Source organism: Pseudomonas sp. M5A4_2d, assembly GCF_053345295.1.
Map to the genome: position 1 here is coordinate 136349 of NZ_JBKEZW010000006.1, position 26162 is coordinate 162510.

At 58.2% G+C, this 26162-nt stretch carries 24 protein-coding genes, 1 tRNA gene and 3 pseudogenes; 20 read left to right on the top strand and 8 right to left on the bottom strand.

Going from position 1 to position 26162, the window contains the following annotated elements; all coding sequences use genetic code 11:
• Positions 1-137: 137 nt before the first annotated feature.
• Positions 138-866, top strand: coding sequence for a response regulator transcription factor (locus ACLBW8_RS15925; RefSeq protein WP_447805789.1), 729 nt, complete (start codon positions 138-140; stop codon positions 864-866).
• Positions 853-2211, top strand: coding sequence for a histidine kinase sensor domain-containing protein (locus tag ACLBW8_RS15930; protein ID WP_447805908.1), 1359 nt, complete (start codon positions 853-855; stop codon positions 2209-2211). Before ACLBW8_RS15925 ends, ACLBW8_RS15930 begins: the two co-directional genes overlap by 14 nt.
• Here the strand turns inward: ACLBW8_RS15930 and ACLBW8_RS15935 are convergent.
• Complete coding sequence (locus ACLBW8_RS15935) at positions 2208-2729, bottom strand: DUF2062 domain-containing protein (RefSeq protein ID WP_069552728.1); 522 nt, start codon at positions 2727-2729, stop codon at positions 2208-2210. The two genes, ACLBW8_RS15930 and ACLBW8_RS15935, sit on opposite strands and share 4 nt — an antisense overlap.
• A gap of 135 nt (positions 2730-2864) precedes the next feature.
• Between ACLBW8_RS15935 and ACLBW8_RS15940 the strand changes: the two genes are divergently transcribed.
• The 8 genes from ACLBW8_RS15940 (at position 2865) to murB (ending at position 9720) form a co-directional block, all read left to right on the top strand.
• Positions 2865-5090, top strand: a complete 2226-nt coding sequence (locus ACLBW8_RS15940) for a DNA internalization-related competence protein ComEC/Rec2 (protein ID WP_447805790.1) — start codon at positions 2865-2867, stop codon at positions 5088-5090.
• Between the two features lie 109 nt (positions 5091-5199).
• Entirely contained in the window at positions 5200-5835 is a 636-nt protein-coding gene (locus tag ACLBW8_RS15945) for a MotA/TolQ/ExbB proton channel family protein (protein WP_064452867.1), read from the top strand.
• Positions 5832-6260 carry an ExbD/TolR family protein gene (locus ACLBW8_RS15950; protein ID WP_064452866.1) on the top strand — a complete coding sequence of 143 codons (429 nt, stop codon included), beginning with the start codon at positions 5832-5834 and terminating at the stop codon, positions 6258-6260. Before ACLBW8_RS15945 ends, ACLBW8_RS15950 begins: the two co-directional genes overlap by 4 nt.
• Positions 6260-7270: a tetraacyldisaccharide 4'-kinase gene (lpxK, locus tag ACLBW8_RS15955; protein WP_447805791.1), complete on the top strand. Its 1011-nt coding sequence runs from the start codon at positions 6260-6262 to the stop codon at positions 7268-7270. The genes ACLBW8_RS15950 and lpxK overlap by 1 nt, the downstream gene beginning before the upstream one ends.
• Positions 7271-7293: 23 nt before the next feature.
• Complete coding sequence (locus ACLBW8_RS15960; RefSeq protein ID WP_003174668.1) at positions 7294-7479, top strand: Trm112 family protein; 186 nt, start codon at positions 7294-7296, stop codon at positions 7477-7479.
• Positions 7476-8240 (top strand): 3-deoxy-manno-octulosonate cytidylyltransferase, encoded by a 765-nt coding sequence (gene kdsB / locus ACLBW8_RS15965; RefSeq protein WP_064452864.1) that lies wholly within the window; start codon positions 7476-7478, stop codon positions 8238-8240. The genes ACLBW8_RS15960 and kdsB overlap by 4 nt, the downstream gene beginning before the upstream one ends.
• Complete coding sequence (locus ACLBW8_RS15970; RefSeq protein WP_064452863.1) at positions 8240-8704, top strand: low molecular weight protein-tyrosine-phosphatase; 465 nt, start codon at positions 8240-8242, stop codon at positions 8702-8704. Before kdsB ends, ACLBW8_RS15970 begins: the two co-directional genes overlap by 1 nt.
• The gene (gene murB, locus ACLBW8_RS15975) at positions 8701-9720 is read left to right on the top strand and encodes a UDP-N-acetylmuramate dehydrogenase (RefSeq protein WP_447805792.1); all 1020 of its coding nucleotides are present in this window, start codon (positions 8701-8703) and stop codon (positions 9718-9720) included. Before ACLBW8_RS15970 ends, murB begins: the two co-directional genes overlap by 4 nt.
• Before the next feature lie 62 nt (positions 9721-9782).
• Here murB and ACLBW8_RS15980 read toward each other — a convergent pair whose 3' ends face one another.
• Positions 9783-10454, bottom strand: a complete 672-nt coding sequence (locus ACLBW8_RS15980) for a Bax inhibitor-1/YccA family protein (RefSeq protein ID WP_064452861.1) — start codon at positions 10452-10454, stop codon at positions 9783-9785.
• 152 nt (positions 10455-10606) lie between these two features.
• Here ACLBW8_RS15980 and ACLBW8_RS15985 point away from each other — a divergent pair.
• Positions 10607-10697: transfer RNA gene (locus ACLBW8_RS15985), tRNA-Ser, on the top strand.
• Positions 10698-10824: 127 nt separating this feature from the next.
• Here ACLBW8_RS15985 and ACLBW8_RS15990 read toward each other — a convergent pair.
• Positions 10825-11667 (bottom strand): annotated as a pseudogene (locus tag ACLBW8_RS15990) (tyrosine-type recombinase/integrase); the annotation flags it as partial.
• Between the two features lie 172 nt (positions 11668-11839).
• Here ACLBW8_RS15990 and ACLBW8_RS15995 point away from each other — a divergent pair.
• The 5 genes from ACLBW8_RS15995 (at position 11840) to ACLBW8_RS16015 (ending at position 17610) form a co-directional block, all read left to right on the top strand.
• On the top strand, positions 11840-12193 hold the full coding sequence (locus ACLBW8_RS15995; protein WP_447805793.1) for a hypothetical protein: 354 nt from the start codon (positions 11840-11842) through the stop codon (positions 12191-12193).
• 350 nt (positions 12194-12543) lie between these two features.
• Positions 12544-13929, top strand: coding sequence for an MFS transporter (locus ACLBW8_RS16000; protein ID WP_447805794.1), 1386 nt, complete (start codon positions 12544-12546; stop codon positions 13927-13929).
• Between the two features lie 118 nt (positions 13930-14047).
• Positions 14048-15382: an OprD family outer membrane porin gene (locus ACLBW8_RS16005; RefSeq protein WP_447805795.1), complete on the top strand. Its 1335-nt coding sequence runs from the start codon at positions 14048-14050 to the stop codon at positions 15380-15382.
• A gap of 217 nt (positions 15383-15599) precedes the next feature.
• Positions 15600-16589: a LacI family DNA-binding transcriptional regulator gene (locus ACLBW8_RS16010; protein WP_447805796.1), complete on the top strand. Its 990-nt coding sequence runs from the start codon at positions 15600-15602 to the stop codon at positions 16587-16589.
• Positions 16546-17610, top strand: coding sequence for a nucleoside hydrolase (locus ACLBW8_RS16015; protein ID WP_447805797.1), 1065 nt, complete (start codon positions 16546-16548; stop codon positions 17608-17610). The genes ACLBW8_RS16010 and ACLBW8_RS16015 overlap by 44 nt, the downstream gene beginning before the upstream one ends.
• 351 nt (positions 17611-17961) lie before the next feature.
• Here ACLBW8_RS16015 and ACLBW8_RS16020 read toward each other — a convergent pair.
• The 3 genes and pseudogenes from ACLBW8_RS16020 to ACLBW8_RS16030 all read right to left on the bottom strand — a co-directional run bounded on the left by ACLBW8_RS16020 (position 17962) and on the right by ACLBW8_RS16030 (position 21895).
• A pseudogene (locus ACLBW8_RS16020) lies at positions 17962-19010 on the bottom strand (tyrosine-type recombinase/integrase).
• Between the two features lie 1624 nt (positions 19011-20634).
• A complete protein-coding gene (locus ACLBW8_RS16025; RefSeq protein ID WP_064452857.1) occupies positions 20635-21111 on the bottom strand; it encodes a hemerythrin domain-containing protein in 477 nt (158 codons plus the stop codon).
• Positions 21112-21463: 352 nt separating this feature from the next.
• On the bottom strand, positions 21464-21895 hold the full coding sequence (locus ACLBW8_RS16030; protein ID WP_082895912.1) for a hypothetical protein: 432 nt from the start codon (positions 21893-21895) through the stop codon (positions 21464-21466).
• 492 nt (positions 21896-22387) lie between these two features.
• On the opposite strand from ACLBW8_RS16030, the gene ACLBW8_RS16035 reads away from it, so the two are divergent.
• A complete protein-coding gene (locus ACLBW8_RS16035; protein ID WP_447805798.1) occupies positions 22388-23407 on the top strand; it encodes an alpha/beta hydrolase in 1020 nt (339 codons plus the stop codon).
• Positions 23408-23538: 131 nt separating this feature from the next.
• Here ACLBW8_RS16035 and ACLBW8_RS16040 read toward each other — a convergent pair whose 3' ends face one another.
• The gene (locus ACLBW8_RS16040) at positions 23539-23880 is read right to left on the bottom strand and encodes a hypothetical protein (protein ID WP_447805799.1); all 342 of its coding nucleotides are present in this window, start codon (positions 23878-23880) and stop codon (positions 23539-23541) included.
• Between the two features lie 64 nt (positions 23881-23944).
• A complete protein-coding gene (locus tag ACLBW8_RS16045) occupies positions 23945-24604 on the bottom strand; it encodes a LexA family protein (RefSeq protein WP_447805800.1) in 660 nt (219 codons plus the stop codon).
• Positions 24605-24690: 86 nt separating this feature from the next.
• On the opposite strand from ACLBW8_RS16045, the pseudogene ACLBW8_RS16050 reads away from it, so the two are divergent.
• From ACLBW8_RS16050 to ACLBW8_RS16060, 3 genes and pseudogenes are all read left to right on the top strand, one after another.
• Positions 24691-24878: pseudogene (locus ACLBW8_RS16050) on the top strand (YdaS family helix-turn-helix protein).
• Between the two features lie 250 nt (positions 24879-25128).
• Entirely contained in the window at positions 25129-25686 is a 558-nt protein-coding gene (locus tag ACLBW8_RS16055) for a hypothetical protein (protein WP_447805801.1), read from the top strand.
• Positions 25687-25848: 162 nt separating this feature from the next.
• On the top strand, positions 25849-26082 hold the full coding sequence (locus ACLBW8_RS16060; RefSeq protein ID WP_221295025.1) for a hypothetical protein: 234 nt from the start codon (positions 25849-25851) through the stop codon (positions 26080-26082).
• Positions 26083-26162 lie beyond the last annotated feature (80 nt).

A 26162-nucleotide genomic window follows, 5' to 3' on the forward strand; every position in this document is an offset into this window, starting at 1 on the left:
TGTAGCCATTTGCGCGGTTCGGAATCTCGCAAATTAATGACAGAGCGCAATCTTCGGGCCGTTGGGCACTGGCTGGCGATTGCCTGCGACAGCTTAATCTTGAATAATCAGTGATTGAGAATGACTTGCAGACGCTAATGAATCCCGCAGTGGTTGGCCTACCCAGTATCCTGACAATCGAAGATGACCCTGTGTTGGGCGCCTATGTCCATGAACACCTGGGCCGCTGTGGCTTCCAGGTCACCTTGTGCCGTAACGGCGAACGGGGCCTGCAAATGGCGCGTGATCAGGTGTTCGACGTGGTGTTGATGGATATCCTGCTGCCCGGCATGGACGGCTTGTCGATCCTCACGCATCTGCGCCAGAGCCATACAACCCCCGTGATCCTCATGTCGGCGCTGGGCGCCGAAGCGGATCGCGTCAGCGGCTTTCGTCTCGGTGCGGACGACTACTTGCCCAAGCCGTTCAGCATGATCGAATTGCGGGTACGCATTGAGGCCATCCTGCGTCGCGTGGCCCTGGACCGTCGCCCGTCGCCCACGCTTTTACCGGCGCGCGACGATATTTTCCCCCTGCGCTTTGACGATGAACGGAATGACGTCTGCTACCAGACACTCTGGGCAGGGTTGACCCGCAGCGAATTTCGCCTGCTGGAAACCCTGCACCGCAATGCCGATGAAGTGCTCAGCAAAGCGTTCCTTTATCAGCATGTGTTGCAGCGCGGTTATGCGCCCCACGACCGTAGCCTGGACATGCATATCAGCCAGATTCGCCGTAAGCTCAAGGCAATCGGCTACAACGAGCGCGAAGTGCGCACGGTGTGGGGCAAGGGCTATGTGCTGAGCGTTCATGATGAAGTGCTTTGAGCAACTGCCCGGCAAGCACTCGTTATTCTGGAAGCTCGCGTGCCTGTTGATCGCCTTCTGTCTGCTGATGATTTGGCTCAGTTGGTCCTGGGGCCGGTACATGGAACAGCGCAGTGCCTATGTGGCCGAGGAGTCGCGCGAAATTCTGCGGGGGTATGCGGCGGGGGCGGAACTGGCATGGAGTACACAGGGCAGCGCAGGCGTGGACGCCTGGTTGCAGCTGATGGCCAAGCGCGAATCCACGTGGATGGGGGTAATCGGCCACGACTTGCAGTCGCTGAGCAGTACACCCCTGAGTGACAAAGAGAGCCAGCGCCTGACCTTTCTGCGCGGGCTGGAGTGGCCGGTCAGTCGGCATGTCAAAGGCCTGCCGTGGGTGAAAATCCCATTCCCTGTGGACGCTGGGGTTGGCTCGCTGGTGATTGAGTTACCCCAGCGCTTTATGCCGGGGCGTTACCAATTGTTCTGGCGCGTGGTGACCAATGGCGTGATTCCCGGCCTGTTTACCTTGCTGCTGTGCGTGGGCCTCTATCGGCTGCTGATCATGCCCCTCAACCAATTACGCGAGCAGGCCAATGCGTGGCGTGCCGATCAATTGAATACGCGTCTGTCCAGCGAGGCCACCAGCCGCCAGGATGAATTGGGTGAGTTGGGCCGTGCCTTTGACCACATGTCCGAGCGTTTGCAGGGCACCGTGCTGTTGCAGCAACAACTGCTGCGGGACATGTCCCACGAACTGCGTACCCCTTTAAGTCGTTTGCGGGTGGCCTGTGACAGTGAGCAGGATCTGGCGCAGTTGCGTGAGCGATTGAGCCGGGAAATCGACGCCATGCAATGCCTGGTAGAAGACAGTCTGCAACTGGCGTGGCTGGACAGCGAAACAGCGCCGCTGCCCCACGAAGATATCCAGCTTCAGGCCTTGTGGGACATGCTGCGGGAAAACGCCTGTTATGAAAGTCACTGGCCGGCGTCGCGTTTGCCCTGCCTGTTGCCAGCGGATTGCTGGGTGCGTGGCAACCTGAATGCGCTGGCCCAGGCCCTGGAAAACATCCTGCGCAATGCCATCAGGCATTCTCCCGCCCACGGGGTGGTGACGCTGGACGGGTGTCGCGAAGGTGATGAATGGCATATCTGGCTGGAAGATCAAGGCGGCGGCATTGCTGAGCAGGACTTGGAACGTATTTTTGCGCCGTTTACCCGATTGGAGGGCTCACGGCCCGGTGATGGCGGTTTCGGCCTTGGCTTGAGCATCGCCCGCAACGCCGTACGGCGCCAGGGCGGGTGTTTGTGGGCGGAAAATACCGAGCAAGGCTTGCGCGTGCATCTGCGACTGCGGGCAGGTTAGCTTCCAGCGCGACGCTGCTTGCGCTTCTTCCACTGGTGCGCGACCCACCAACGCCAGTACCCCATCGTCAGGCAGTACGCCAGCGCGGCCAGCACCAGGCCGCACACCACGGAGCCCAACAGGAACGGTTGCCACAGGGTGCTCAACTGGCTGCTGATCCATTCCCAGGTCAAGTCATCGGGCAAGCTGCGTGGCGGCGTGTTCATCAGCCACGCGCCGGTCAAGTACGTACAGAAGAATACTACCGGCATGGTGATCGGGTTGGTCAGCCACACCAGGCTGACAGCAATCGGCATATTGCCGCGCACGGCGATCGCCAGGATCGCCGCCAATAACATCTGCAGCGGAATCGGGATAAACGCCGCGAACAGGCCCACCGCCATGGCGCGCGCGACGGAGTGCCGGTTCAGGTGCCAGAGGTTGGGGTCATGCAGCAACGTGCCGAGAAATCGTAAGGACTTGTGTTCCCGGATACTCGTGGGGTCGGGCATGTACCGTTTGAATAAGCGCCGGGGCATAAGGGGTCCAGGTCAGTGCGAGGGGCAAGTATGCCCGCATTCTATAAACAGAAAATTCAGACTTTGTGACAAAACATCATAGGCCATGCTGGGCGCCCGACTAAGACTGAGTGGATCACTTGAAAAGGATGATTCATGAGAACAGGCATGTTCGCACTCGGGCTTGGATTACTTGCGCTGCGATTTCTACCGGCACTGCCGCCGACTGCATGGCTGCTGGCCATGTTGGTGCTTGCGTTGATGCTGTTGCCGTTTCGCACCTACCCGGTGGCGTTCTTCCTGCTGGGCTTGAGTTGGGCCTGCATCAGCGCGCAATGGGCGTTGAATGATCGCCTCAAGCCTGCGCTGGACGGGCAGACGCGCTGGGTAGAGGGCCGTGTGATTGGGTTGCCACAGCAAACGAGCACCGGCGTACGCTTCGAATTGGCCGACGGCCGGTCGCGTAACGCTCGGTTGCCCAAGCGCATCCGAGTGTCCTGGCAGGGTGGCCCGCCGGTAAACAGCGGCGAGCGCTGGCGGCTGGCGCTCACGTTGAAGCGGCCCTCGGGGCTGCTTAATTTTCATGGCTTTGACTATGAGGCCTGGTTGCTGGCCCAGCGTATTGGTGCCACCGGCTCGGTGAAAGATGGCCAGCGCCTGGCGCCGGCCCGCAATGCTTGGCGCGACAGCGTCCGGCAGCGCTTGAAAACAGTCGATGCTCAAGGTCGCGAGGCGGGCTTGGCGGCGTTGGTGCTGGGCGATGGCTCGGGGCTGGCGACCGAAGATTGGCGGGTGTTGCAAGACACCGGAACCGTGCATCTGCTGGTGATTTCCGGTCAGCACATCGGCTTGCTGGCGGGTTTGATCTACGGCCTGGTGGCCGGTCTGGCACGCTACGGTTGCTGGCCCCGAGCCTTGCCGTGGCTGCCGTGGGCGTGCAGCCTGGGGTTTGCCGCCGCGCTCGGTTATGGCCTGCTGGCGGGGTTCGGTGTACCGGTGCAGCGGGCCTGTGTGATGGTCGGGCTGGTATTGCTGTGGCGTTTGCGTTTTCGGCATTTAGGCGTCTGGTGGCCGTTATTGCTCGCCCTCGATGGCGTGCTGGTGCTCGAGCCGTTGGCCAGTTTGCAGCCGGGGTTCTGGTTGTCGTTCGCAGCCGTGGCGGTGCTGGTTCTGGCGTTCAGCGGGCGCTTGGGCCCGTGGAGTATCTGGCAGGCCTGGACTCGCCCCCAATGGTTGATAGCCATCGGTTTGTTTCCGGTATTGCTGGTGCTGGGTTTGCCCATCAGCCTCAGCGCGCCGGTTGCCAATCTCTTTGCCGTGCCGTGGATCAGCCTGGTGGTGTTGCCATTGGCACTGCTGGGGACCTTGCTTCTGGCGGTGCCGTTAGTGGGAGAGGGCTTGTTGTGGTTGGCCGGTGGAGCGCTTGATGGCCTTTTCAGGGGGTTGACGCTTTTAGCGGGGCTGCGCTCGGCCTGGGTGCCCGCCGAGGTGCCTGTGGGGTATTGGTTATTAAGCGCTGTGGGCGCGGTGTTATTGCTCTCGCCCAAAGGCGTGCCGTTTCGGTTGCTGGGCTGGCCGTTGCTGATGCTGGCAATCTTTCCGCCCCGGGCGCTGGTGCCACATGGGCAGGTGGAGGTGCTGCAACTGGATGTTGGCCAGGGGCAAGCGGTGATCCTGCGCACGCGCAATCACGCAATGCTCTACGACGCAGGGCCGCGCTCGGGGGCGGCGGATCTCGGTGCGCGGGTGGTCTTGCCTTCGCTGCAAAAGCTCGGGGTAGGGGCGCTGGACCTGATGGTGATCAGCCACGCCCACGCAGACCATGCAGGCGGTGCAACCGCTGTCGCCCGTGCGCTTGCGGTCGGGCGGGTCGTCGGCGGAGAGTCCGCAGGGCTGCCGGCATTTCTCGATACGCAGCCTTGCATCAGTGGTGAGCAATGGGAGTGGGATGGCGTGTCGTTTGAGCTGTGGCAATGGCCTGGCGCCACGAGCAGCAATCCGAAATCCTGCGTATTGCGTGTACACGCCCAAGGCGAAGGCCTGTTGCTGACGGGGGATATCGATCAAGCGGCTGAAAAGGCCTTCCTCACTTCGCCATTGGCGGTGCAGACGGATTGGCTGCAAGCGCCGCACCATGGCAGTCGCAGCTCCTCATCCTGGCGGTTCCTGCAACGGCTTGCGCCCAGGTCAGTGCTGATTTCACGCGGGCGTGGCAACGCATTTGGTCATCCCCACCCACAGGTAATGGAGCGTTATCAAGCGTTGGGCAGCCGAGTCTACGACAGCGCGGAACAAGGTGCCGTACGTCTGCAACTGGGTACCTTCCAACCACCGGATGTTGCTCGTAGTCAACGCCGATTCTGGCGCGAGGCGTTACCGTAATCCAGGCTTACCAAATACCGCGGGCCGCGAAAGGCGGGCCTTTGGCTGGCGAACCACGCTGGCGAACCTATATGGTAAAGTGGCGCACTTTTTCGAGGGGACATTCACTGTGTGGGAATTGGTCAAATCCGGCGGCTGGATGATGTTGCCGATTATCATGAGCTCCATCGCCGCACTTGGCATCGTTGCCGAACGCCTGTGGACCCTGCGCGCCAGCCGAATAACGCCTGAGCATCTGCTGGGGCAAGTCTGGGGCTGGATCAAGAACAAGCAGCTGGATAAAGAAAAGCTCAAGGAGTTACGGGCCAACTCGCCTTTAGGTGAAATCCTTGCGGCCGGCCTCGCCAACTCCAAGCATGGTCGAGAGATTATGAAAGAGTGCATCGAGGAGGCCGCTGCCCGGGTCATCCATGAAATGGAGCGCTATATCAATGCGCTTGGCACCATTGCGGCCATGGCACCGTTGCTCGGCCTGTTGGGTACGGTGCTGGGCATGATCGATATTTTCAGCTCGTTCATGGGGTCGGGCATGACCACTAACGCCGCCGTGCTGGCGGGCGGTATCTCCAAGGCGTTGATTACCACGGCTGCGGGCCTGATGGTCGGCATCCCTTCGGTATTTTTCCACCGTTTCCTGCAACGTCGCATCGATGAGCTGGTGGTCGGTATGGAGCAGGAAGCCATTAAGCTGGTCGAAGTGGTGCAGGGCGATCGTGATGTCGATTTCGTCGAGGGCCGAGCGTGAAATTTCGCCGCAAGCAACGGGAGAATGTTGATATCAACCTGGCGTCGCTGATTGACGTCGTTTTTATCCTGCTGCTGTTTTTTGTTGTCACCACCACGTTCACCCGGGAAACCCAGCTGCGTGTCGACTTGCCGGAAGCCGTGAGCGGCTCCCCGGCCGAAGACCAGGAAACCAAGCAACTGGACATCGCCATCAGTGCCGACGGCGTGTTTTCGGTGAATAACCAATTGCTCGAGAAAAACGACCTCGCCAGCCTGATGGACGCCCTGCAGAAAGAGTCCGGGGGCGACACTAAAATGCCGCTCTCGATCAGTGCGGACGGTAAAACCCAGCACCAAGCCGTGATCACGGCGATGGACGCTGCGGGCAAGCTGGGTTTCAGCCATCTGCGCATGACCACCGTCGAGGCGGCGACCCAACCCTGATGGCCATTTCCGATCGTTTGCTCAAGGCCTGGTACGAAGGGCATCCGGCACTCACGCTGCTGCGGCCGCTGGAGTCGTTGTATCGCCGCGTGGTGCAGTGCAAGCGCGCGCGCTTCCTGGCGGGTGAGGGTGAGATCTATCAATCACCGGTGCCCGTGGTGGTGGTGGGTAATATCACCGTAGGTGGCACGGGCAAGACGCCGTTGATCCTGTGGCTGATCGAGCACTGTCAGCGCAGTGGCTTGCGTGTAGGCGTGGTCAGTCGCGGTTACGGTGCAAAGCCGCCACAGTTGCCCTGGCGGGTCGAGGCCAGCCACAGCGCAGCGGTGGCCGGCGATGAACCGCTGCTGATCGTGCAGCGCTGCGGTGTACCGCTGATGATCGATCCTGACCGAAGTCGCGCGGTGAAAGCGCTGCTGGCCAGCGAGCACCTTGACCTGATTCTCTCCGACGACGGCCTGCAGCACTACCGCCTGGCTCGCGACCTGGAGTTGGTGCTGATCGACGCCGTCCGTGGCCTGGGTAACCGCCGTTGCCTGCCTGCCGGGCCGTTGCGTGAACCAGTGGAGCGTCTGCACAGCGTCGATGCGCTGCTGTACAACGGTGCAGGCTCCGACCGTCAGGATGGTTTTGCCTTTCGTCTGTTACCGACGGCGTTGATCAACTTGAACACCGGCGAGCGCCGCCCGGTCGATCATTTTCCGGTTGGCCAGCAGGTTCATGCGGTTGCCGGTATTGGTAACCCGCAACGTTTCTTCAATACCCTCGAAACGCTACACTGGCAGCCGATACCCCATGCGTTTGCCGACCATGCGCCCTACAGCGCTGAGGTCCTGAATTTTACGCCGTCATTACCGCTGATCATGACCGAAAAGGACGCGGTGAAGTGCCGCGCCTTCGCCCAGCCCGACTGGTGGTACCTTGCGGTGGATGCGGTGCCGTCACCTGCGTTTGTGGCCTGGTTCGACACGCAACTGATGCGCCTGCTGCCCGCCCGACTCTTGCCTTAAATCGCTTCTTCCAGGAAATACTCATGGACACCAAACTGCTCGACATCCTCGCTTGCCCGATCTGCAAAGGCCCGCTCAAGCTCAGCGCCGACAAAACCGAGCTGATCAGCAAGGGTGCTGGCCTGGCTTACCCGATCCGTGATGGCATCCCGGTAATGCTCGAAAGCGAAGCCCGCACCCTGACCACCGATGAGCGCCTGGATAAATGACCACAGCCTTTACCGTCGTCATTCCTTCACGCTACGCATCGACGCGCCTGCCGGGCAAACCCCTGCAATTGATCGGCAACAAGCCGATGATCCAGCTGGTATGGGAACAGGCCTGTAAAAGCAGCGCCGAACGGGTAGTGGTCGCCACCGATGACCCGCGCATCATTGAGGCCTGCAAAGGTTTCGGCGCCGAAGCGGTATTAACCCGCGAAGACCATAACTCCGGCACTGACCGTCTGGCCGAAGTCGCCACGCAACTCGGTCTGGCCGCCGATGCGATCGTGGTCAATGTGCAAGGTGACGAGCCCTTGATCCCGCCGAGCGTGATCGATCAGGTCGCCGCGAACCTGGCTGCCCATGGCGAGGCGCGCATGGCGACCCTGGCCGAGCCCATCGAAGACATTGACACCCTGTTCAACCCGAACGTGGTGAAGGTTGTCAGCGACATCAACGGCCTTGCGCTGACATTCAGCCGCTCGATACTGCCTTGGGCGCGAGACGCCTTCGCCAGGAACCCTGACGTATTGCCGGAAGGCGTGCCGTATCGCCGCCATATCGGCATCTATGCCTATCGCGCCGGTTTCCTGCATGACTTCGTCAGCTGGGGCCCGTGCTGGCTGGAAAACACCGAGTCCCTGGAACAGCTGCGTGCCCTGTGGCATGGCGTGCGCATTCATGTGGGAGACGCCCTCGAAGCGCCACCTGCCGGTGTCGACACCCCGGAAGACCTTGAGCGCGTTCGTCGCCTGCTGGGGGCCTGATGGAGGTCTTGTTCGTCTGCCTGGGCAATATCTGCCGTTCGCCCACCGCTGAGGGCGTCCTGCGCCACAAATTGCGCGAGGCGGGGTTGGCAGACCAGGTTGAGGTGGCATCGGCCGGAACGGGTGAATGGCATGTCGGCAACCCGCCGGACAAGCGTAGCCAGCGCGCGGCACTGGAGCGGGGCTACGACTTGTCCGCTCAGCGTGCCCAGCAGGTTTCCCGCGCTGACTTTGCGCGCTATGACCTGATCCTGGCCATGGACCACAGCAACCTGCGCAATCTCAAGGCGCTGCACCCCGGGCCAGGCAAGGCGGAGCTGGATTTGTTCCTGCGCCGGTATGACGCCGAGGTGGACGAAGTGCCAGACCCTTACTACGAAGGCGAACAAGGCTTTGAGCGGGTTCTGGACCTGATCGAGCGAGCCTGTGATTTATTGGTGATCGAATTGAAGGGGCGGTTATGACCTTGCAAGTGCTTGCGCAGGTATCGCTCAAGCCATTCAACAGTTTCGGCATTGACGTGCGCGCCCAGTTGTTCGCCGAGGCCCACAGCGACGCCGATGTGCGTGACGCGTTGGCCTATGCTGCCGCACAGGCGTTGCCGCTGTTGGTGATTGGTGGTGGCAGCAACTTATTGTTGACCCAGGATATCCCGGCGTTGGTGCTGCGCATGGCAAGCCAGGGCATTCGCGTGCTGCAAGATGATGGTGTGCACGTGGTGGTCGAGGCCGAAGCGGGCGAAGCCTGGCATCCGTTTGTTCTGTGGACCCTGGAACACGGTTTCTGCGGCCTGGAAAACCTCAGCCTGATCCCGGGCACCGTCGGTGCCGCGCCGATGCAGAACATCGGCGCCTACGGTGTGGAGATCAAGGACGTCTTTGCCGGCCTGACCGCTTTGGATCGCCAAACCGGCGAGTTGCGGGATTTCAGCCTGCAAGAGTGCCACTTTGCCTACCGCGACAGCCTGTTCAAGCACGAGACAGGGCGCTGGCTGATCCTGCGTGTGCGCTTTGCCTTGAGCCGTACCAGCCACTTGAAACTCGACTACGGCCCGGTGCAGCAGCGCCTGGCCGGGCAGGGCATCACCGAGGCGACGCCCAGTGACGTGAGTCGCGCCATCTGCAGCATCCGCCGCGAAAAACTGCCGGACCCGGCAGAGCTTGGCAATGCGGGCAGCTTCTTCAAGAACCCGTTGGTATCCCAAACGCTGGCCACAGAGTTGCAGGCGCTGTATCCGGACCTGGTGGCGTACCCGCAGGCCGATGGGCAGATGAAGCTTGCTGCCGGCTGGCTGATCGACAAGGCTGGCTGGAAGGGCTTTCGTGACGGCGATGCGGGCGTGCATAAGATGCAGGCGCTGGTGTTGGTCAACTATGGTGCCGCCACAGGGCACGACATTGCCAGCCTGGCGCTGCGTATCCAGCAGGACATTGCTGAACGCTTCAAGGTTGACCTGGAAATGGAACCTAACCGGTACTGAAGCGTTAAAAACAAAAAGGCCCCGCATCTTTCGATGCGGGGCCTTTTTTATGCCGCTAGCAATCAGTCATCACGGCTCATGATGCCGAAGATCTGCAACAGGCTGATGAACAGGTTGTAGATCGATACATACAGGCTGACGGTCGCCATGATGTAGTTACGCTCACCGCCGTGGATGATGGCGCTGGTCTGGAACAGGATGCACACGGAGGAGAACAGCACGAAACCGGCGCTGATCGCCAGCTGCAGACCGCTGATCTGGAAGAACATCCCGGCGACCACTGCTGCCAGCAACACGAAGAAGCCTGCAGTAATGAAGCCACCCAGGAAACTCATGTCCTTACGGCTGATCAGCACGTAGGCCGACAGGCCACCAAACACCAGGGCTGTCATGGCAAACGCCGAGCTGACCACTTCCGCACCGCCGGCCATGCCGAGGTAACGGTTAAGGATCGGGCCGAGGATAAAGCCCATGAAACCGGTCAAGGCAAATGCCGACACCAGGCCCCAGGCCGAATCGCGCAGCTTGTTGGTCAGGAAGAACAGGCCGTAGAAGCCGATCAACACGACAAAGATATTCGGGTAGCCAACGTGCATTTGCTGCGCTACGTACGCCATTAAGCCGCTGAATGCGAGGGTAAGGGCGAGCAAACCGTAGGTGTTGCGCAACACGCGGCTGACTTCAAGCTGCTCAGCCTGCGCGTTACCATTCACTGCGTAATTCTGTTCGCGCATGGCGACACTCCTTCAGTTTTGAAACATTCAGTCGCAAGGATCATAACAGACGCTCTGTAACAAGCCATGGCAAGAGTTTGACAGTGTGTTTCATTCGGGTATTATGGCGCCCGCTGACACGGGATGGGCTACTATAATCCTGTGATGCAAAAGGGAAATTGGCAGAGTGGTTGAATGCACCGGTCTTGAAAACCGGCGGACGTTAATAGCGTCTCCAGGGTTCGAATCCCTGGTTTCCCGCCAAGATTTACACGAAAGCCTCGCGAAAGCGGGGCTTTTGCGTTTCTGGGGTTTGGTGTCGCCGCCATCTTAACGGCTGATCGTTTCCGCATCATTTCAGGCAGTTTCCGCAACTCGTTGCAAATTGCGGTCACCGAGTTGGCTTCACGATCTCTCCGACACGTCGATAAACTGTTTCGGTTATCCGCTTGTCCGTGTGTCCTAACAGTCGGCTTGCATCACCCAGGTCGAGGATCTCGCTTGCCGCTTTCGGGCGAATATCACGGAATTGGAATTGGCGAATGCTGGCCGCCAACACCCCGTCGCCTTTCTCTTTGGCGGTTGCGATAGCCTTGTCGCGTGCGTCGTCGAAGCGAAGGCGAAGCATGTGCTTGGTAACCTGCCGGCCATCCTCGGTGATGATCAGGTATGGGTTTCGGACACTGCGTGTTCGGCGCTGCTCGATGAGCCGCTGTACCAGCGCGCCGAGATCGTTTAGCACACCAGCAGCGGTCAGGCGTATGCGCAGTTTTTTGGATGTCTTGCCTTGGGCAACCTGCAGGAACTCGTTCACTGCATCAGCCTCCCTCATCGATAGCACGTCCGCTGGGCGCTGGCCGGTTAAATAGGCCAGGTCCATTGCATCACGTAGCTCCGACGCCGCGACCGCGTAGACAGCGCTCCAAATTTCTTCGGTTGCATAAAAGTCGCGAGGCGCTTCTTTGTTCTTGCGCACGCCGGCGGCAGGGTTGTTTTCGGTGAGACCCCACTCGCGCGCGATGTTGTAAATGTGTGACAGCAACGATATTTCCCGGTTGGCGCGTACCTTCGCTGTGCGGCCGTCTCGGTGCTGCGCGATGATCTGCGGTGTCACCGCGTCGATGGGAGCATCGGTGAAGGCTTTACGCAGCTGCTTCAGGCTCAGCAGATTATCGCTTTGCGTCTTCGGCGCTTTGCCGGGGATGATCTCTCGCTCGTATCGGTCGAACAAGCGCTACGCAGTTTGCTGACTATCTACTGCGTCGCGGGCTGTTCACTGTTAGGGCGTGAGCTCAAATTGATTTGGTGATAGCCAGCAGATAATGTTCATCCTTAAGACGTGGCGGGAGGTTCTTCCCTTCTAATGTTTGCAAGAACTCCACGACGATAGCCCCCGGTAAAAACTCTTGAATTTTGTCTCGAATGTAGCCTGCCACTTCGAGGCGATTCTGGCGTTACTGGACGGTTACGCCATCTGGCTCCAAAGCGGCCGTCAAGCCGACAACCTGGTTGCCCGAATCGGCAAAGCTGAAACGGCACCTTTTCCGCAGATCGATCCGCGTACCCGTGACCAGTACCTGCGGTTGCTGAAGCAATACCTGTCCTGGTGCGTCACCCGTTATATCCCGCGCGCCCGTCGGAACTCAGCCACACACGCTGACTCGACGTGGTATTTGCCGATGTCGCCGGCGTCATTGAGCGGCGCTTTGAATGCTCGCCGCCCGCGAACTGCGCCGCGGTACCTTGTAGCTGCTCTGTGAACTCGAACCGTTGCGCCACCTAGTCATCGAACAGCCGTCCCTGCGATTGCTATGAAGTCAGGTGAATGCCACACCGATCCTGTCATTCGAATGAAATACAACCCCGTCTAAGATCCCGATACGAGGCTGCCTACGCACGCCTCCTGCTTGACGCGAAAGTGTTGAGTGCTGACTGAATGTCGCGCCATTGATTTCCAGCATCGGCCTTTGAGGTTTACTCCGGGCCGATTTTCAAGGATCGCTATCTACGCGCGTAGATAGCAGTAGAAAAAGAGATCAGGTGGGTGTCGACACTAACGCAGCCCCCCAAATGGTCCTGTGTGGGCCGTCCTTGTATCAGGAGTTTGTTAATGTCGACAGTTGCAAGTGCTGCTCAACCCGAAACGCCTATCGCGTGGGGCGCAGCGGATGAAAATTTGATAACCCCGCAAGGACGCCGGGAGTTGTATCGCGCCATCCTCGCCTGTTGGCTTGGCACGGCAATGGAATATGCAGACTTCGCCCTGTATGGCCTGGCTGCGGGCCTTATCTTCGGCGATGTGTTTTTCCCGAACGTGTCACCCGCGATGGCGTTGCTTTCCACCTTCGCGACCTGGTCGGTGGGGTTTGTGGCGCGGCCGATCGGTGCGCTGTTCTTCGGATGGCTGGGTGATCGCAAGGGCCGCAAGGTGGTCATGGTCTCGACCGTCGTGTTGATGGGGGCTTCCACCACGTTGATCGGCTTGATCCCCAGTTATGCATCGATCGGTATCTGGGCGCCGGCATGCCTGGTACTGCTGCGTTTTACCCAGGGCTTCGGTGCAGGCGCAGAATTGGCCGCAGGCACGGTAATGCTCGGCGAGTTTGCACCCGCCAAACAACGCGGCCTGATGTCTTCGGTAATTGCCTTGGGCTCCAACAGCGGGACCCTGCTGGCTTCATTGGTTTGGCTTGCCGTGGTGCAAATGGATCAACTGCAATTGCAGGATTGGGGATGGCGCATTCCGTTCCTTTGCAGTTCGCTGATAGCGCTGGCTGCCCTGTGGCTGCGGCGCAACCTGAGCGAAACGCCGGTGTTTGAACGTCGAAAGGCCGAATTGCAGACCCAACGCAATCACGCCCTCACCGCCCCTGCGCAGCCCGAAGGTTTCTGGAAGGGCAGCCGGGCGTTTCTCACCATGGTCGGTTTGCGCATTGGCGAGAACGGCCCTTCCTACCTGGCCCAGGGTTTTATCATCGGCTATGTGGTGAAAGTGCTCGCCGTGAACAAATCTGTCGCCACCCAGGCCGTCTTGATCGCGTCGATACTCGGCTTTTTGATCATTCCTTTGGCGGGCTGGTTATCTGATCGGTTTGGCCGACGCATCGTGTACCGCTGCTTTTGCCTGCTGCTGATGCTCTACGCCTTCCCGGCGTTCGTGCTGCTGGATTCCCGTGACCCGGCGATTGTCATGGCGACTATCGTGGTCGGCATGGGTCTCGCTTCACTCGGCATCTTTGGCGTACAGGCGGCCTGGAGCGTTGAAATATTCGGCGTGAAAAACCGCTACACCAAGTTGGCCCTGGCCAAGGAACTGGGCTCGATCCTCTCGGGCGGTACCGCGCCGCTGGTGGCGGCAGCGCTACTGACCTGGACCGGCCACTGGTGGGCGATTGCCGGGTACTTTGTCGCCATGGCAGGGATCGGTTTCCTGACGACCTTTGTCGCCCCGGAAACCCGTGGCCGCAACCTCAACGCGCTGGAAGATGCCATCTAGTTTCATCCCCCTGAACAACCGCTGACGCCTCGTAGAAAGGCGCAAACCCGCACGACTGTTTAACCACAGATCGGGCGAAGCCATGCCTGTAAATCGGCAAATCCATCGGAGCATTTACATGAAACGGTCCACCCTTGCACTGGCAGTCACCACTACGATCCTTGCGCAACAAGCGCTGGCCGCAGGCTTTATCGAAGACAGTACGGCGTCGGTCAGCGCGCGTACTTTTTACCTTCGCAGCGATAACCCCAACACCCCGGGCGTTGATCAGAACGAACTGACCCAGGGTTTCAAACTTGACTATCTCTCGGGGTTTACCCAGGGCACTGTTGGCCTCGGCCTCGACGTTCAAGCCATGCAGGCGTTCAACTTTTCCGGGGGTACCCAACACCCGAACGCCAGCACCTCGAACTCACTCGCACCGGTGAATTCCGACGGCACGCCAGTGGACAACTGGAGCCGTCTTGGGGCCAACGCAAAGCTTCGCGTGTCCAAGACCGAGTTCCATGCCGGCAGCGCGCTGCAGCCTAACCTGCCGATCCTGGTGGCCAACGACGGCCGGCTGCTGCCGCAAACCTTTGAAGGCGTGACGGTGACCTCCAAAGACATCGATAACCTGACGATCAATGCCGGGCAACTCAACCGCTCCACGGGGCGTGCGTCGTCCAACTCCACAGGGTTGGCCATTGCCGGTGGCACCGAGGACAGCAACTCATTCACCTACGCTGGCGCCGACTGGAAAATTACCCCCACGACAACCCTGCAGTACTACCGTGCCGACCTGAAGGACTACTACACCCAGGATTTCTTTGGCCTGTTGAACACCACGCCGCTGGGTGAGAACTCCCGCTTTAAAACCGACCTGCGCTACTTCAACAGCAAGTCCCAGGGTAAAAACGGCACCACCGGCTACCTCTTCAACAACAACGGCGGCTATGCCAGCGAACCGGGCAAAGTGGATAACACCACTTGGAGCGCAGCGTTCACCTACTACCTGGGCGGCAACGCATTCATGCTCGGCCGCCAGCAGGTTTCCGACTCGGGCGGTACCGTGTACTTGAACCAGGGCAACGTAGAGGGCGGTGCCGGCAACAACGAAGGCAATGGCGGCGCCAGCGTCTACCTGATTACCGACGTGATGGATAACTCGTTTATCCGCGCAGGCGAAAACACTAACTTTGCCCAGTACTCCTATGATTTCGCCGCGCTGGGCGTGCCCGGCCTCTCGGCCTCGGTGCTGTACCTGCATGGCGACAACATCCGCTCGGTCGACGGCGCCAGCCGGTACTCGGAGTGGGAACGTGACATGCGCATCGACTATGTGGTGCAGAGCGGTCCGTTGAAAGGGTTTGGCACTTCGTTGCGCGAAGGCAGTTTCCGCAGCGGCATTCCCAACGTGGGTGCGGTGGACCAGGCGCGTGTGATCTTCAGCTACACCTACGCGATCTTCTGATCCTGAAGGGGCTGCGGGTGACTAAACGGAGCCGTACACACGTCATCAAACTGAAATAAACCAGCAGTGATAATGCCGCCCATCTCAGCCCTTATCTTGCCGTAAACATCTACGCGGGTAGACCTATCATCGGGTACCGCCCGCGTGTCCATCGACTCACAGGAAATGGCAGGTCGCTTTGACAAAACAGTATCCCACTCGGGCCACACGCGATGATGTGGCCCGCGAAGCAGGAACCTCGGTCGCGGTCGTCAGCTATGTGATCAACGACGGCCCAAGGCCCGTCGCCAAGGCGACGCGCCAGCGTGTGCTGGATGCAATAAAACATACCGGTTACCGGCCCAATGGCGTTGCACAGGCACTGGCTTCAGGCAAGACCCGCACGTATGGGCTGGTTGTGCCGAACATCTCGAATACCTTCATCGCCTCCTTTGCCCATGCGCTGCAACAGGAAGCATTGGACAACGGGCTGGTCATCCTGCTGGGCGATTCCGGTGACTGCCGCAAGCGTGAGTTGAACCTGATCAACAACCTCCTGAGCCAGCGGGTGGATGGCCTGTTCTATACCAGCGTCGACCGCCACCCGCATATCGAGCTGATCCAGGCCAGCGGCACGCCTTTTGTGATGCTCGACCGGGTCGACCCCAACCTCCCCGTCAACATGCTGCGGGTTGATGAGCGCGGCGCAGCACGTCAAGTCACGGAGCATTTGCTGAGCCATGGTTACCGTGAGGTAGGCATCATTTGTGGCCCACTGGAAATGCTCAACGCTCAGGACCGCTTGAACGGCTGGCGTGACGCGCTGGCGGACTACGGGATTGAGGAACGCGCCGAATGGATATTGCCCACACACTACACACGACAAGGCGGGTATGACGCGACGCAACGCATGTTGGCCGACGGCCCTCCTGCCCGTGCGCTGTTTTGCTCCAATGAAGCACAAGCCATCGGCTGCATTAGGGCCCTGTCGGAACACGGCATAAAAGTCCCTGAACAGGTCGCGCTGGTGTGCTTTAACGGTACCGAGGAGTCGGCGTTTTATTCGCCGTCACTGACCACCGTGTGCCAACCCGTCAGAGAGATGGCCAAAGCCGCCATTGCGATGCTGCTGGCCTGGAATGGCGAGGTGAAGCTGCAAGAATTTTCTCACCGTCTGGTCATTGGTGAGTCCTGCGGATGCAGTGCTGTGCAAACACCGCGAGTTTAAGAAAGAAGGTGAAATGAAACGTTTAATTATTGATTGCGATCCCGGAAACGGGATTGCAGGTGCCAATGTTGACGACGGTCTGGCATTGGCACTGGCACTGGCTGCACCCGAACTGTCGCTTGAACTGGTCACCACTGTTGCAGGCAACACGCCCAGCACAGTGGGTTACAACGTCGCCAAAGACCTGATGAGTCGAATCGGCCGTTCGCTGCCCGTGGTCAGGGGCAGCACCCAGGCACTACAGGAGCCCGGCGGCCCCTGGCGCGATGTGCTGGACAACGCCGTACACAAGCGTCAGCTCGCTCATTTATGGGATGGCGTGCGTCCTCCCCTTGATTTCGAGTCTCCGGCCCAGGAAGCGGCTGACGCCATAGGCCAGTTAATTTGCGCGAACCCCGGGGAAATCACCCTGGTGGCGATCGGCCCGCTGACCAACGTGGCGCTAGCGATTGAACGCTACCCGGCCATGATCAAGGCGGTCAGGCAAATCGTGATCATGGGCGGTGTATTCGCCCTGGATGACTTCATCAAGGACACCAACTTCGGCTTCGACCCTGAAGCGGCGGACCGCGTCCTCAATTGCGGCGCAAATATCACTTTGGCGCCCCTTGATGTCACCACGAAAACCTTGATGACTCACCACGACCTGGACCGTATCCAGCAACTCGATACGCCCCTCGCGAATTTTATCTGTGAGACGTTCAGACCCTGGATCGACTATTCAATGGCCACCCGCAGCCTGGCCGGTTGCTGGATTCATGACGCCCTGGTGATTGCCTGGTTGCTGGACCCGCGCGTGGCTACCGCCACGCAGTACTACACGGAGGTAGAACTGCGCGCCGGCCGCACGCGGGGAAAAACATGGCGCTACCAGCAACCCCTGCGGCTGGACGTTGCAATCACGCCGCCCACCAGCGGCCTGGTATACGTGCTGAAGACCGTCGACAACCGATTATTGCTTGAAATCATAGAAAAGTATTTATCGACTAATCCTGGCTCAGCCTCAAAGGACCATCAATGATATTGGAGCCATGACTCAGTTCGATTTTGGTGTGCGCAGACCAGTGCGCTGAAAAGGTCCCGCGTCCCTAGAGACCTCCGACACTCACAATTGAGGCTATTAGCAGATGGCATGAACAACCGGCTCCGGGACAGACCACACTGATCAATGGACTGCCCCCTGCACCGCAGACTGGCACCGTAAGAGGTTGGGACAACGAGGCTATGGTCGGCGGGGGAAACTGGGTTTCCCGCCAAGATTTACACGAAAGCCTCGCGAAAGCGGGGCTTTTGCGTTTCCGGGGTTTGGTCGGCGAAGTTGGGCAAACAGTAGGAGTTCCGAAACTTTCGGGTAGGGGTTCCGAAACTTTGCCTATTTGGAGGGCTTGGCAGTCGCGCCAATCCTCCGGTAAACCCGCTTTGTGATCTCCTGTTTACTATGGCCGAGCAGCAAGCTCGCATCGCCAATGTCGACGATTTCCGACGCCGCTTTAGGCCGGATATCACGGAATTGAAACCCGCCAATTTTCGCAGCCAGCAATGGGTCACCCTGGTCGATTGCTTTCTGCTGCTCCGTCTCCCTTGCCTTGTCCCAGCGCAAGCGCAACATGCCCTTCGTCATTCTCTTTCCATGCTTGTTGATCAATAGGTACTTGGAAGAGTGATGTGCATTCCTTTCTGAAATCTCCCTTATAAGTTTACCCAAGCTGTTTTCGCCGGCGTTAGTGCGCATTAAGATCCTGAGCTTCAGCCCAGTCTTGCCCCGCGTCACCAGGAAGTAGTCGCCCTCGGTATCGTCGCTGCGCATGATTATCACGTCAGCGGGCCGCTGCCCGGTCAAATATCCAAGATCCATCGCTTCCTTGAGCTCAGGCTCTGCCATTCCATAGACCGCATCCCACACCACCGCGTTTGCGTAGAAGTCGCGTGGCGTTTCTTTGTTCTTCCTGATGCCTTGGCAAGGGTTCTCCCGCTCGGTAAGCCCCCATTCTCGCGCCATGTTGAAAACGTGAGAAAGCAGGGCGATTTCCCTGGTCGCCCTGACTTTTGCTGAGCGTGCATCGCGATAGCATGCAATGTTGGCCGGGGTTATCGAGTCGATGGGAGCCCCGTCGAATGTGGGCCGAAGCTGTTTAAGTTCGGCCAGGTTGTCCTTCTGGGTCCGCTCTCCCTTTTTTGGGATAACGTCGCGTTCGTACCTGTCGAAGATCCCTTTCATCGTGGTCGGGTCGGCTGGTTTTCCTTCGCCTCCAGCTCAGCCCATTTCAAACGGGCCTTGCTCAAGTCGCCGCCCAAGGGGATTTCCTTTCCGGTGGAGTCCCGGTAGTAGTACCCGACCCATACTTTGCCGTTCTTGCGCGGGCGCTTGCGCCGCACCATGCCCGGCGGCAAGTCCCTGTTTTCCGTATTACGGGGGCGCATATCAGTTCACTCTGGAAAAATCAGGCGTCCAAGCCGGTCGCGCCGGCGGCGGCCCTTAAATACCTGCGCTGAACTCATGGATTGCGGCGGGGATTGCCTTGAATGCATGGCTGAGTGCGGTGATCCAGACGCACAAATGGCGATGAAGAAAATTATTGAAGATCGTAGTGGCGAGAAATATCTCGATAGCGATGAATCTGAGCGCTCGGTTTAGGCTCTAAACGCTTCTTAAGGTTAATTCTGCATGCCGCTATAGCGGCTGACTTTGAAGGGCGAGGGTTACTGTCAGGTAGCGCTTCCAACGCGGTATGCTTCGGTTTTCAACGATGCGAGGAACACGGATGTCTAGCTCGTTTCAGGCCTTCGGGTTTATCTTTCTTGCGAGTGGTGCGAGTCTTCTTCATCTATGGCTTATCTGCAGGGTAATGGTTAGCAGCATCGGCGGATTGAAGAGAGCCCTGTTACTGGCGGCACTTTTACTTGCTCCGGTATCTGCTCTTACGGCCGGGCACGGCTGGTATGGAAAGCTCATCTTTCCAGAAGATATCGAGATCAGTTCGGACTAGGGGCTGCCCGCGCGCATGCAGATGGTCATTGCGTGGAAGGCGGCGATGTTGAGGCCTGGCAGGCCGCTCATGGGGCCGCTGAGGTAAATTCGTTTCACGGGGAGTCCTTGCCGGGCCATGCCCGGTTGGTGGTCTGGGATTTTTGTAGGAAGCGCAGCGACAAGTTGCAGGTATACAACCGAATTCGTCGTGACATCAGAATCAGTGGCACCTAAACGAAACGGTGCTGCACACATGCAAACCCTGATTGATGTACTCGAACTGATCTCCCTGATCCTTGCGATTATTTGTTCGCTCAAGGAGCTGGGAGTGCTCCGATTAACATCACGCCACCCAAGAGCAGAATAGGAGTTAGGACAACCCAAACCCAAATCGGTGTTCCTGTTGTCGTGGGCAGCTTTGCGCTGTTAGACCCTGCTGCCAGGCTGGCCCCGCAATGCTTGCAGAGTATCGCTTCTGCTTTGATTGTCTCAGCGCAGAATGGGCATTGCTTCTCAGATGGTTCCAAAGTTCGACCTCCTTATCATAAAGGCGCCATCCTATCACTCTGACCTGGCGCTACCATCAGGACAAAAAAGCCCGCTCGGTGGCGGGCTTTGCGGGTTAGCAGGGTTGCTCATGGCACCTCCTAATTGGCCTCAGTTTAAGGCAAAGAGGTGTCTACGAAACCCCGGGCGATTCATACAGCCACCATTGGTCTAAAGTCCGCCTTGATGCGCGTCAGCGAGCCTATGCTGAAGTCACCCCATTACTGTGATAGAGGCTCCCATGAAAGAGGCGCAGCGAAGACTGAACCTGACAGCGTGGCGTGAGCTTTCTGCACTGGCTGGAGGTCGAATGGACGCAGAGTTGAAGTATTTCGAATTGCTGAGACGGGCTGACGCCATGGAGCGATCCGACATGATCACGAGTGATGAGTGGAGAAGGCTTGTGAAGCATGCCGGAGCATTGCTTTGCAGTACTGCGCAATGTATGGGCGGGCCAGGGTAGGGCAGATACAAGAAGCCCGGCGCTGGGCCGGGCAATTTCATGCAAAAGGTATCTGCACTGGCGGACCGTTAGGCGGCGAGTTTTGAAGCCCCTAAGGTCTTTTTCAAAGTCGCCTTCAGCTCCAACATCTGCTCGCCGAGTTGATCTAGCTTAGCCTTGCCAAGAAGCTTTTTGGCCTTTGGGAACATTTCTGTTTCTTCTTCCTCAATGTGATGTTCGAGCAACTCTTTAACCACCTTTACTCGGCCCGCAAATTCCGGCGTTGTAGGATCTGTAGCTTTGAGGTCGGGCAAGACGAGTGAGTCGACGGTGCGATGCTCTTCCTTTGCCTCGTAGTACATCTCTGCTTCGTCTTTCCCACCGGCTGCTTTGAAGGCGGGGTAGAGGATCTGCTCCTCCAACTGAGTGTGGATCGAGATTTCCATTTCCAATTTGTTCAATAGGTCGGTGCGTTTCTTCACTGCCCGATCCGTGGACTCACTTAGTTGGGTCAGAATGGATTTAACTTTTTCGTGGTCGGCTTTAAGAAGGTCTATAGCGTTCATTTTTTGTAGCCTCAGTAACACGGAGTGGAGATGCCGATCTTTGTCGGCGTTGTCCCAATAGATTTGGCATTAACCGTGCCATTGCTGAGTTTCTATAATTTTTCTTAAATTTCATTCTGTTAGTGTGTGTGCTGGCTATTAGCGCTCGTGCAGCCTGCCCGAACGTAGCATTTGAGTGATGCATATAGCCCTGTCAAATCACAGGTAAAGCAAAGCCCTCAATGATGAGAGACGGGCGTAAAAGTATTAGCTAGGCGCTGAGGTATCCCAGGGGGGGCGACTGTGATAGAGCTGTGAAAGGGCATGAAGAAGCCCGACTCTGGGCCGGGCTTCGATGTAACAGCGTCAGAAACTAATGATGCTTGTTCTTGTGTTTATGCTTGTTGTTGCCTTTGTGCGTCCTACCATCCGACCGATGATTGCTCTCATCATCCGCCAGGTTGTTTCCTAGTGCCCCACCCGCAGCGCCGCCAAGACCTGCACCGATAGTCGAGCCAGTTGCGCCGCCGAGGCGATTACCAATAAGTGACCCGCCAGCTGAGCCGATACCGCCACCTAATGCAGCTTCAGCTCTGTTGCCCCTTTGAGCGCCGACAGCACCGCCGGCGGCACCACCTACGCCTGCGCCTACCGCAGCGCCAGTCGAGCCCCCGAGCTGTTGGCCTACGATGTTGCCAAGTGCACCACCAACGCCGCCTCCAAGAGCGGCTGTGCCATCTCCGGCTGCCATCGCTCCTTGCGAAATGAGGACACCCAAAGCGAGGGCGGGTAGTGTCATTTTCATTTTGTGAACCTCTATGGGTTGTCAGCAGGCGCTCACGGTTTAAGGCACGCCTACCATTAAGACTAGAGTAAAAGTTTGAAGTTCTCTACGGACGGTGGCTATGGGCGAATGGTTGTAAAAAGGCACGCCGCGGTGGGTTTGGTAGCGGAGCGCTTCGATTTGTTTTATGTGCGCGGGTCAACAAAACAGCCCGCGATGGGAAGTAGCGGGTTAAAAGGGGTGTTCACTAGGAGTTGAGGTAAGCATAGGCGCTCCATTGTAGAAGGGATGTGAAGGGCGGAGAAGTCGCCTTCTCAACCTCAGCATAAGGGCGATGGTGTCCATTTAAAGCACGTGTGCGGCGATGCAAAAGCACCTTAGGCGACCTTCAGTTCAGCGCCGCGCCCGTCTGGCGTGAAGGCATTAACTAGATGGGAACAAAATACGAAGTGAACCGCTCAGTATAGTGTTGCCGCTTCGCATTTTTCAGTCGGCGCGGCGTAAGGAGATCCTGTGTCCACTTCCACGCTGGCTTCGCGCTTTTTAAGCACGTCCCGTCATACGACGTATTATTTAGAGTCGGGACCTGCCGATGGGCCATTGATGATGCTCCTACACGGCTGGCCGGAGCTCGGTCTGATTTGGCGTGCTCAGATGGAAGCGTTCGCTGCCCAAGGCTGGCACTGTGTCGCACCAGACATGCGCGGCTATGGAGGTTCTTCTTCGCCAACCGCCATCAATGCATACACGATTGAGAACATCGTGGCAGACATGACAGAACTTCATGATCATCTCGGTGGAATGCCCGCAATCTGGGTGGGCCACGATTGGGGCAGCGTTGTGGCTGGTGAGTTGGTCGCTCATGAGACTCATCGGAGCCGCGGCGTTGTGTTGATTTCGGTGCCGTATTTCCCCCATACGAATGCGCTGCCTACGCTCGTCCCGCTGGTTGACCGAGCGATCTACCCAAGGGATCAGTATCCAGACGGTCAATGGGATTATTACCGCTACTACAACACGCACTTTGCGTCCGCAGTTGCTGATCTTGATGCGGACAAAGCAGCATCGCTGGCATCGATCTACCGGCGAGGCGACCCTGCTAACATCGGCAGGGTTGCATCAAATGCCGAGGTGACCAGGAAAGGTGGGCGGTTTGGCAAAGCGCATCGGGCCCCAGCCACCCGACCAGACACCGCGCTCTGGCCAGAGACGGACTTCGCAGCACTGGTGAGGACTTTCGAGGAGCATGGTTTCCGCGCTCCGTGCGCGTGGTATCTAAACGACGATGCCAACATCGAGTACGCCCGCCGAGCGCCCAATGGCGGCCGCCTTTCATTACCCGTGCTTTTTGTAAATGGGGATTACGACCAGATGAATACCATTAAGGGTAATCAGTTGGGCGATCCAATGCGTGGCGTCTGCGCAGATCTTACCGTGACGAGCATATCCGGCGGGCATTGGTTGCCAGTGGAGTGCAAGACAGAACTCGTTGAGGCCATAAGTACATGGTTACAGGGTAAAAAGTTTCGATGAGGATCGCGAGGCCGGGGAGCATCATAAGGAAAGCTAAGCAAGCAACGACCCCTACTTTGCTCCAGAAGTTTTGCTCACGCTATGCAGTCATTCGTTATCCCTGAATTTCTCCGCCAACCCCATTTTGGCGTCTACGGTTCGTGATACAAGAACATTCCCTTCTTGTCACTTTCATCAGCGGCACTCAGCGCTCGAGCCGCCAAGGCCATCGTTTCACGGTAGTGAAAGGTATACCGGGGAGGGAGCACAAGCACGCTTGTCCACGAGGGGTCGCCTTCTATAGCCAGCGGTAGGTTGTGGCAAACCAATTGATTCTCATCAGATCTACTGCCCAGCGCGGCTCTCAATTCCTTCGTCAGATCCGCAGCGCCGGGGCGCGTGTAGTAGTTAGCTAACACAAGGCCATAGGCCTTCAGCGCGCCCAAAATCTCACCTTGGTCCGACTCATCATTCAGCACAGCAACTACTGGCATATCGCACTCCTTGCAATACAGATTTACGAATCTCGACCACCGAATGTAACAACAGGGTTAGCACTCAGTAAAACTTCTGCAGCGCCTGCACAACTACGCCCACGATCCGGCAGTTCTCGTCTACCGCCTCAATTGGGTAGCTAGGGTTCAGCGGTTTTAAGAACAGCCGACCACCATCGCTGACCAGCTTCTTGAAAGTGGCTTCATTGCTGTCTGGCAGCTTGGCCACGACCAGCTTACCTAGCGCGACCTCTGCCTCTGTGTCTACCAGGATCAGCGTGCCTTCAGTGATGCTTTGGCCGGCGGGCGCCGTCATCGAGTCACCTTTGACAGTCAGCCAGAACGCAGGGTCTTTGGAGTCGTACTCGGAGAACTCGTAGCTGTCCGAGAATCCGGCCGGGTAGGGCTCTACGGCTTCCGCCCAGGCGCCGGCGGCAACCCAGCTGATTACTGGGTAGCGGAATGATTTGGTGGGCTGGGCGGCAACTGAGATGTTGGATTCCGAGGCGCTCACACCAGTCATTGGCCCGGTGTTTTCCGAGAGCCAAATAGCGTTCACACCGCACACGTGCGCGATCTTCGGGAGGTGTGCGCTTTGAAGGTTTTTTCCGGTCTCCAGCTGCGAGATTACCGGCTGCTCAACACCCACTTTTAAGGCGAGTGCCTTCTGCGTCAGCTTGGCGTGGTTGCGTGCGGTTTTGATTCGTTCGGCGAGTGTGCTCATGAGCTGAAATTTATAAGTTCACTTATTGCCATGCAAATAAGTTTTCTTTTACTTTGGATAAGCAGGCTTATCAGGAGGGGGCGCTTATGACCCCTATCGGAAGGCTCGTCGACTTCTTCGGCGGGCAAACCAAAACAGTTTTGGCCATCGAGGTCTCCCAGGCCGCGGTTTCGTACTGGGTTCCGGGATTCATCCGATGGGTGCCGAAAAAGCATTTAAGGCTGAAGAGCTGACCGGCAGAAAGATTACGGCTCGCGAGCTGTGTATGCGCTAAAGAGACATCCAGTCGGTCGCCTGATATGACAACCGCGCTCCTCGATCCATGTAGCCAGTATCGGCGCAGCCGGTCTGCGAAGTAAGAAACCTGAAGTCGCTGGAGTTTTATCCAGTGGGTTTTGAATGGGCTGAAACGTGGAGCAGGATAGGGAGGTTCACGCCGTTGCGCTGAATTACAGGCAATAAAAAAGCCGACGTACGAGGTCGGCTTCTTCAAAAGCTTTATGCGAGAGAAATCATGCCAAACATTGTTCCGATACACAACCCTCGGGGATTCACCCGTATGGACAGTTCGGGCGCTCGCGGCCGAGACCATTACGTCCGCCGGCGGCTGTGACTTCAAGCCGAAGGTGCAGTGCGCCAAGCAGAAGGGTGAGATCGTCGGCAAGGAGGCGGCGTTCCTCCAGGACTGCTGGGTGTTCGGTCGCCTGCACAAGGCGCTCACTCCGGCGCACTGGCGAGCACTTGTGGCGAAGTACTCGACACACCAGGAGCGCAAACACGGCGCCATCCTGGAATTGCTGAACTCGGTGAAGACACCGGCGCCGAAACGTTTCCGGGAATGCGCAGTGCTGACCTGGGCCATTCCGCAGGTTGCAGGCGCCGAGGGCAAGCGCTCCGCCGCGGTGCTGCCGGCCGCCTGGTACGACATCACCAATTGGGACAACGACGGCAAACCGGAGTCGACCCGGTACCGGTGGCGTTCAGGGATCCGCAAGACGCTTGATGACCAGGTGAATGAGGCGCTCACTGCCGCTCAGGAACTGCTTGATGCGGAAGGGTTAATCGAAAGTTGTGTGGCGTAGCAGAAAGCCGTTGCAATGAGTGAGAGAGTGTTTACCCATCCTATCGATCTTGCGCGTTAGGGGTTCACACTGCAAAGCCCGGCTTATATGTCGGGCTTTTTATTGCGCTCAGTTTGTGCAAGGTCGAAAATAGAGCTTCCGACTATAAACTGGGAGAGCGTCATGGTTTTGCGTGGCATGGCACAGATGCATGTCGACGACTTGGCGGAACGGTTCAAGAAGTTGGTTGTAGGGCAGGCTGGCAACGCGGATATTCAGTTTGCGTGGGTTGTTTTTTATCAGGGCCGAATGTTCGGGGCTTATTCAACGGCCGAGCTTGCGCTGGAGAAAATAACGGACATCGAGCACTGCATTAGCATCGACGAGGCCCCAGTCCCTCAAGCCTCAGACGACTAAAGTTTCGTTAAGCCCCGCCTAGAACGGGGCTTTTTGCTTTTCGCCGTTCGTCCAGTGTTCGGCACTCACTGCAACCCGCC

What these genes read in the sequence shown, in the direction of transcription:
- ACLBW8_RS15925 (WP_447805789.1), top strand. Translation starts at nt 138, where the DNA reads ATGAATCCCGCAGTGGTTGGCCTACCCAGTATCCTGACAATCGAAGAT.
- ACLBW8_RS15930 (WP_447805908.1), top strand. Translation starts at nt 853, where the DNA reads ATGAAGTGCTTTGAGCAACTGCCCGGCAAGCACTCGTTATTCTGGAAG.
- ACLBW8_RS15935 (WP_069552728.1), bottom strand. Translation starts at nt 2,729, where the DNA reads ATGCCCCGGCGCTTATTCAAACGGTACATGCCCGACCCCACGAGTATC.
- ACLBW8_RS15940 (WP_447805790.1), top strand. Translation starts at nt 2,865, where the DNA reads ATGAGAACAGGCATGTTCGCACTCGGGCTTGGATTACTTGCGCTGCGA.
- lpxK (WP_447805791.1), top strand. Translation starts at nt 6,260, where the DNA reads ATGGCCATTTCCGATCGTTTGCTCAAGGCCTGGTACGAAGGGCATCCG.
- ACLBW8_RS15960 (WP_003174668.1), top strand. Translation starts at nt 7,294, where the DNA reads ATGGACACCAAACTGCTCGACATCCTCGCTTGCCCGATCTGCAAAGGC.
- kdsB (WP_064452864.1), top strand. Translation starts at nt 7,476, where the DNA reads ATGACCACAGCCTTTACCGTCGTCATTCCTTCACGCTACGCATCGACG.
- ACLBW8_RS15970 (WP_064452863.1), top strand. Translation starts at nt 8,240, where the DNA reads ATGGAGGTCTTGTTCGTCTGCCTGGGCAATATCTGCCGTTCGCCCACC.
- murB (WP_447805792.1), top strand. Translation starts at nt 8,701, where the DNA reads ATGACCTTGCAAGTGCTTGCGCAGGTATCGCTCAAGCCATTCAACAGT.
- ACLBW8_RS15980 (WP_064452861.1), bottom strand. Translation starts at nt 10,454, where the DNA reads ATGCGCGAACAGAATTACGCAGTGAATGGTAACGCGCAGGCTGAGCAG.
- ACLBW8_RS16000 (WP_447805794.1), top strand. Translation starts at nt 12,544, where the DNA reads ATGTCGACAGTTGCAAGTGCTGCTCAACCCGAAACGCCTATCGCGTGG.
- ACLBW8_RS16005 (WP_447805795.1), top strand. Translation starts at nt 14,048, where the DNA reads ATGAAACGGTCCACCCTTGCACTGGCAGTCACCACTACGATCCTTGCG.
- ACLBW8_RS16025 (WP_064452857.1), bottom strand. Translation starts at nt 21,111, where the DNA reads ATGAACGCTATAGACCTTCTTAAAGCCGACCACGAAAAAGTTAAATCC.
- ACLBW8_RS16030 (WP_082895912.1), bottom strand. Translation starts at nt 21,895, where the DNA reads ATGAAAATGACACTACCCGCCCTCGCTTTGGGTGTCCTCATTTCGCAA.
- ACLBW8_RS16040 (WP_447805799.1), bottom strand. Translation starts at nt 23,880, where the DNA reads ATGCCAGTAGTTGCTGTGCTGAATGATGAGTCGGACCAAGGTGAGATT.
- ACLBW8_RS16045 (WP_447805800.1), bottom strand. Translation starts at nt 24,604, where the DNA reads ATGAGCACACTCGCCGAACGAATCAAAACCGCACGCAACCACGCCAAG.
- ACLBW8_RS16060 (WP_221295025.1), top strand. Translation starts at nt 25,849, where the DNA reads ATGGTTTTGCGTGGCATGGCACAGATGCATGTCGACGACTTGGCGGAA.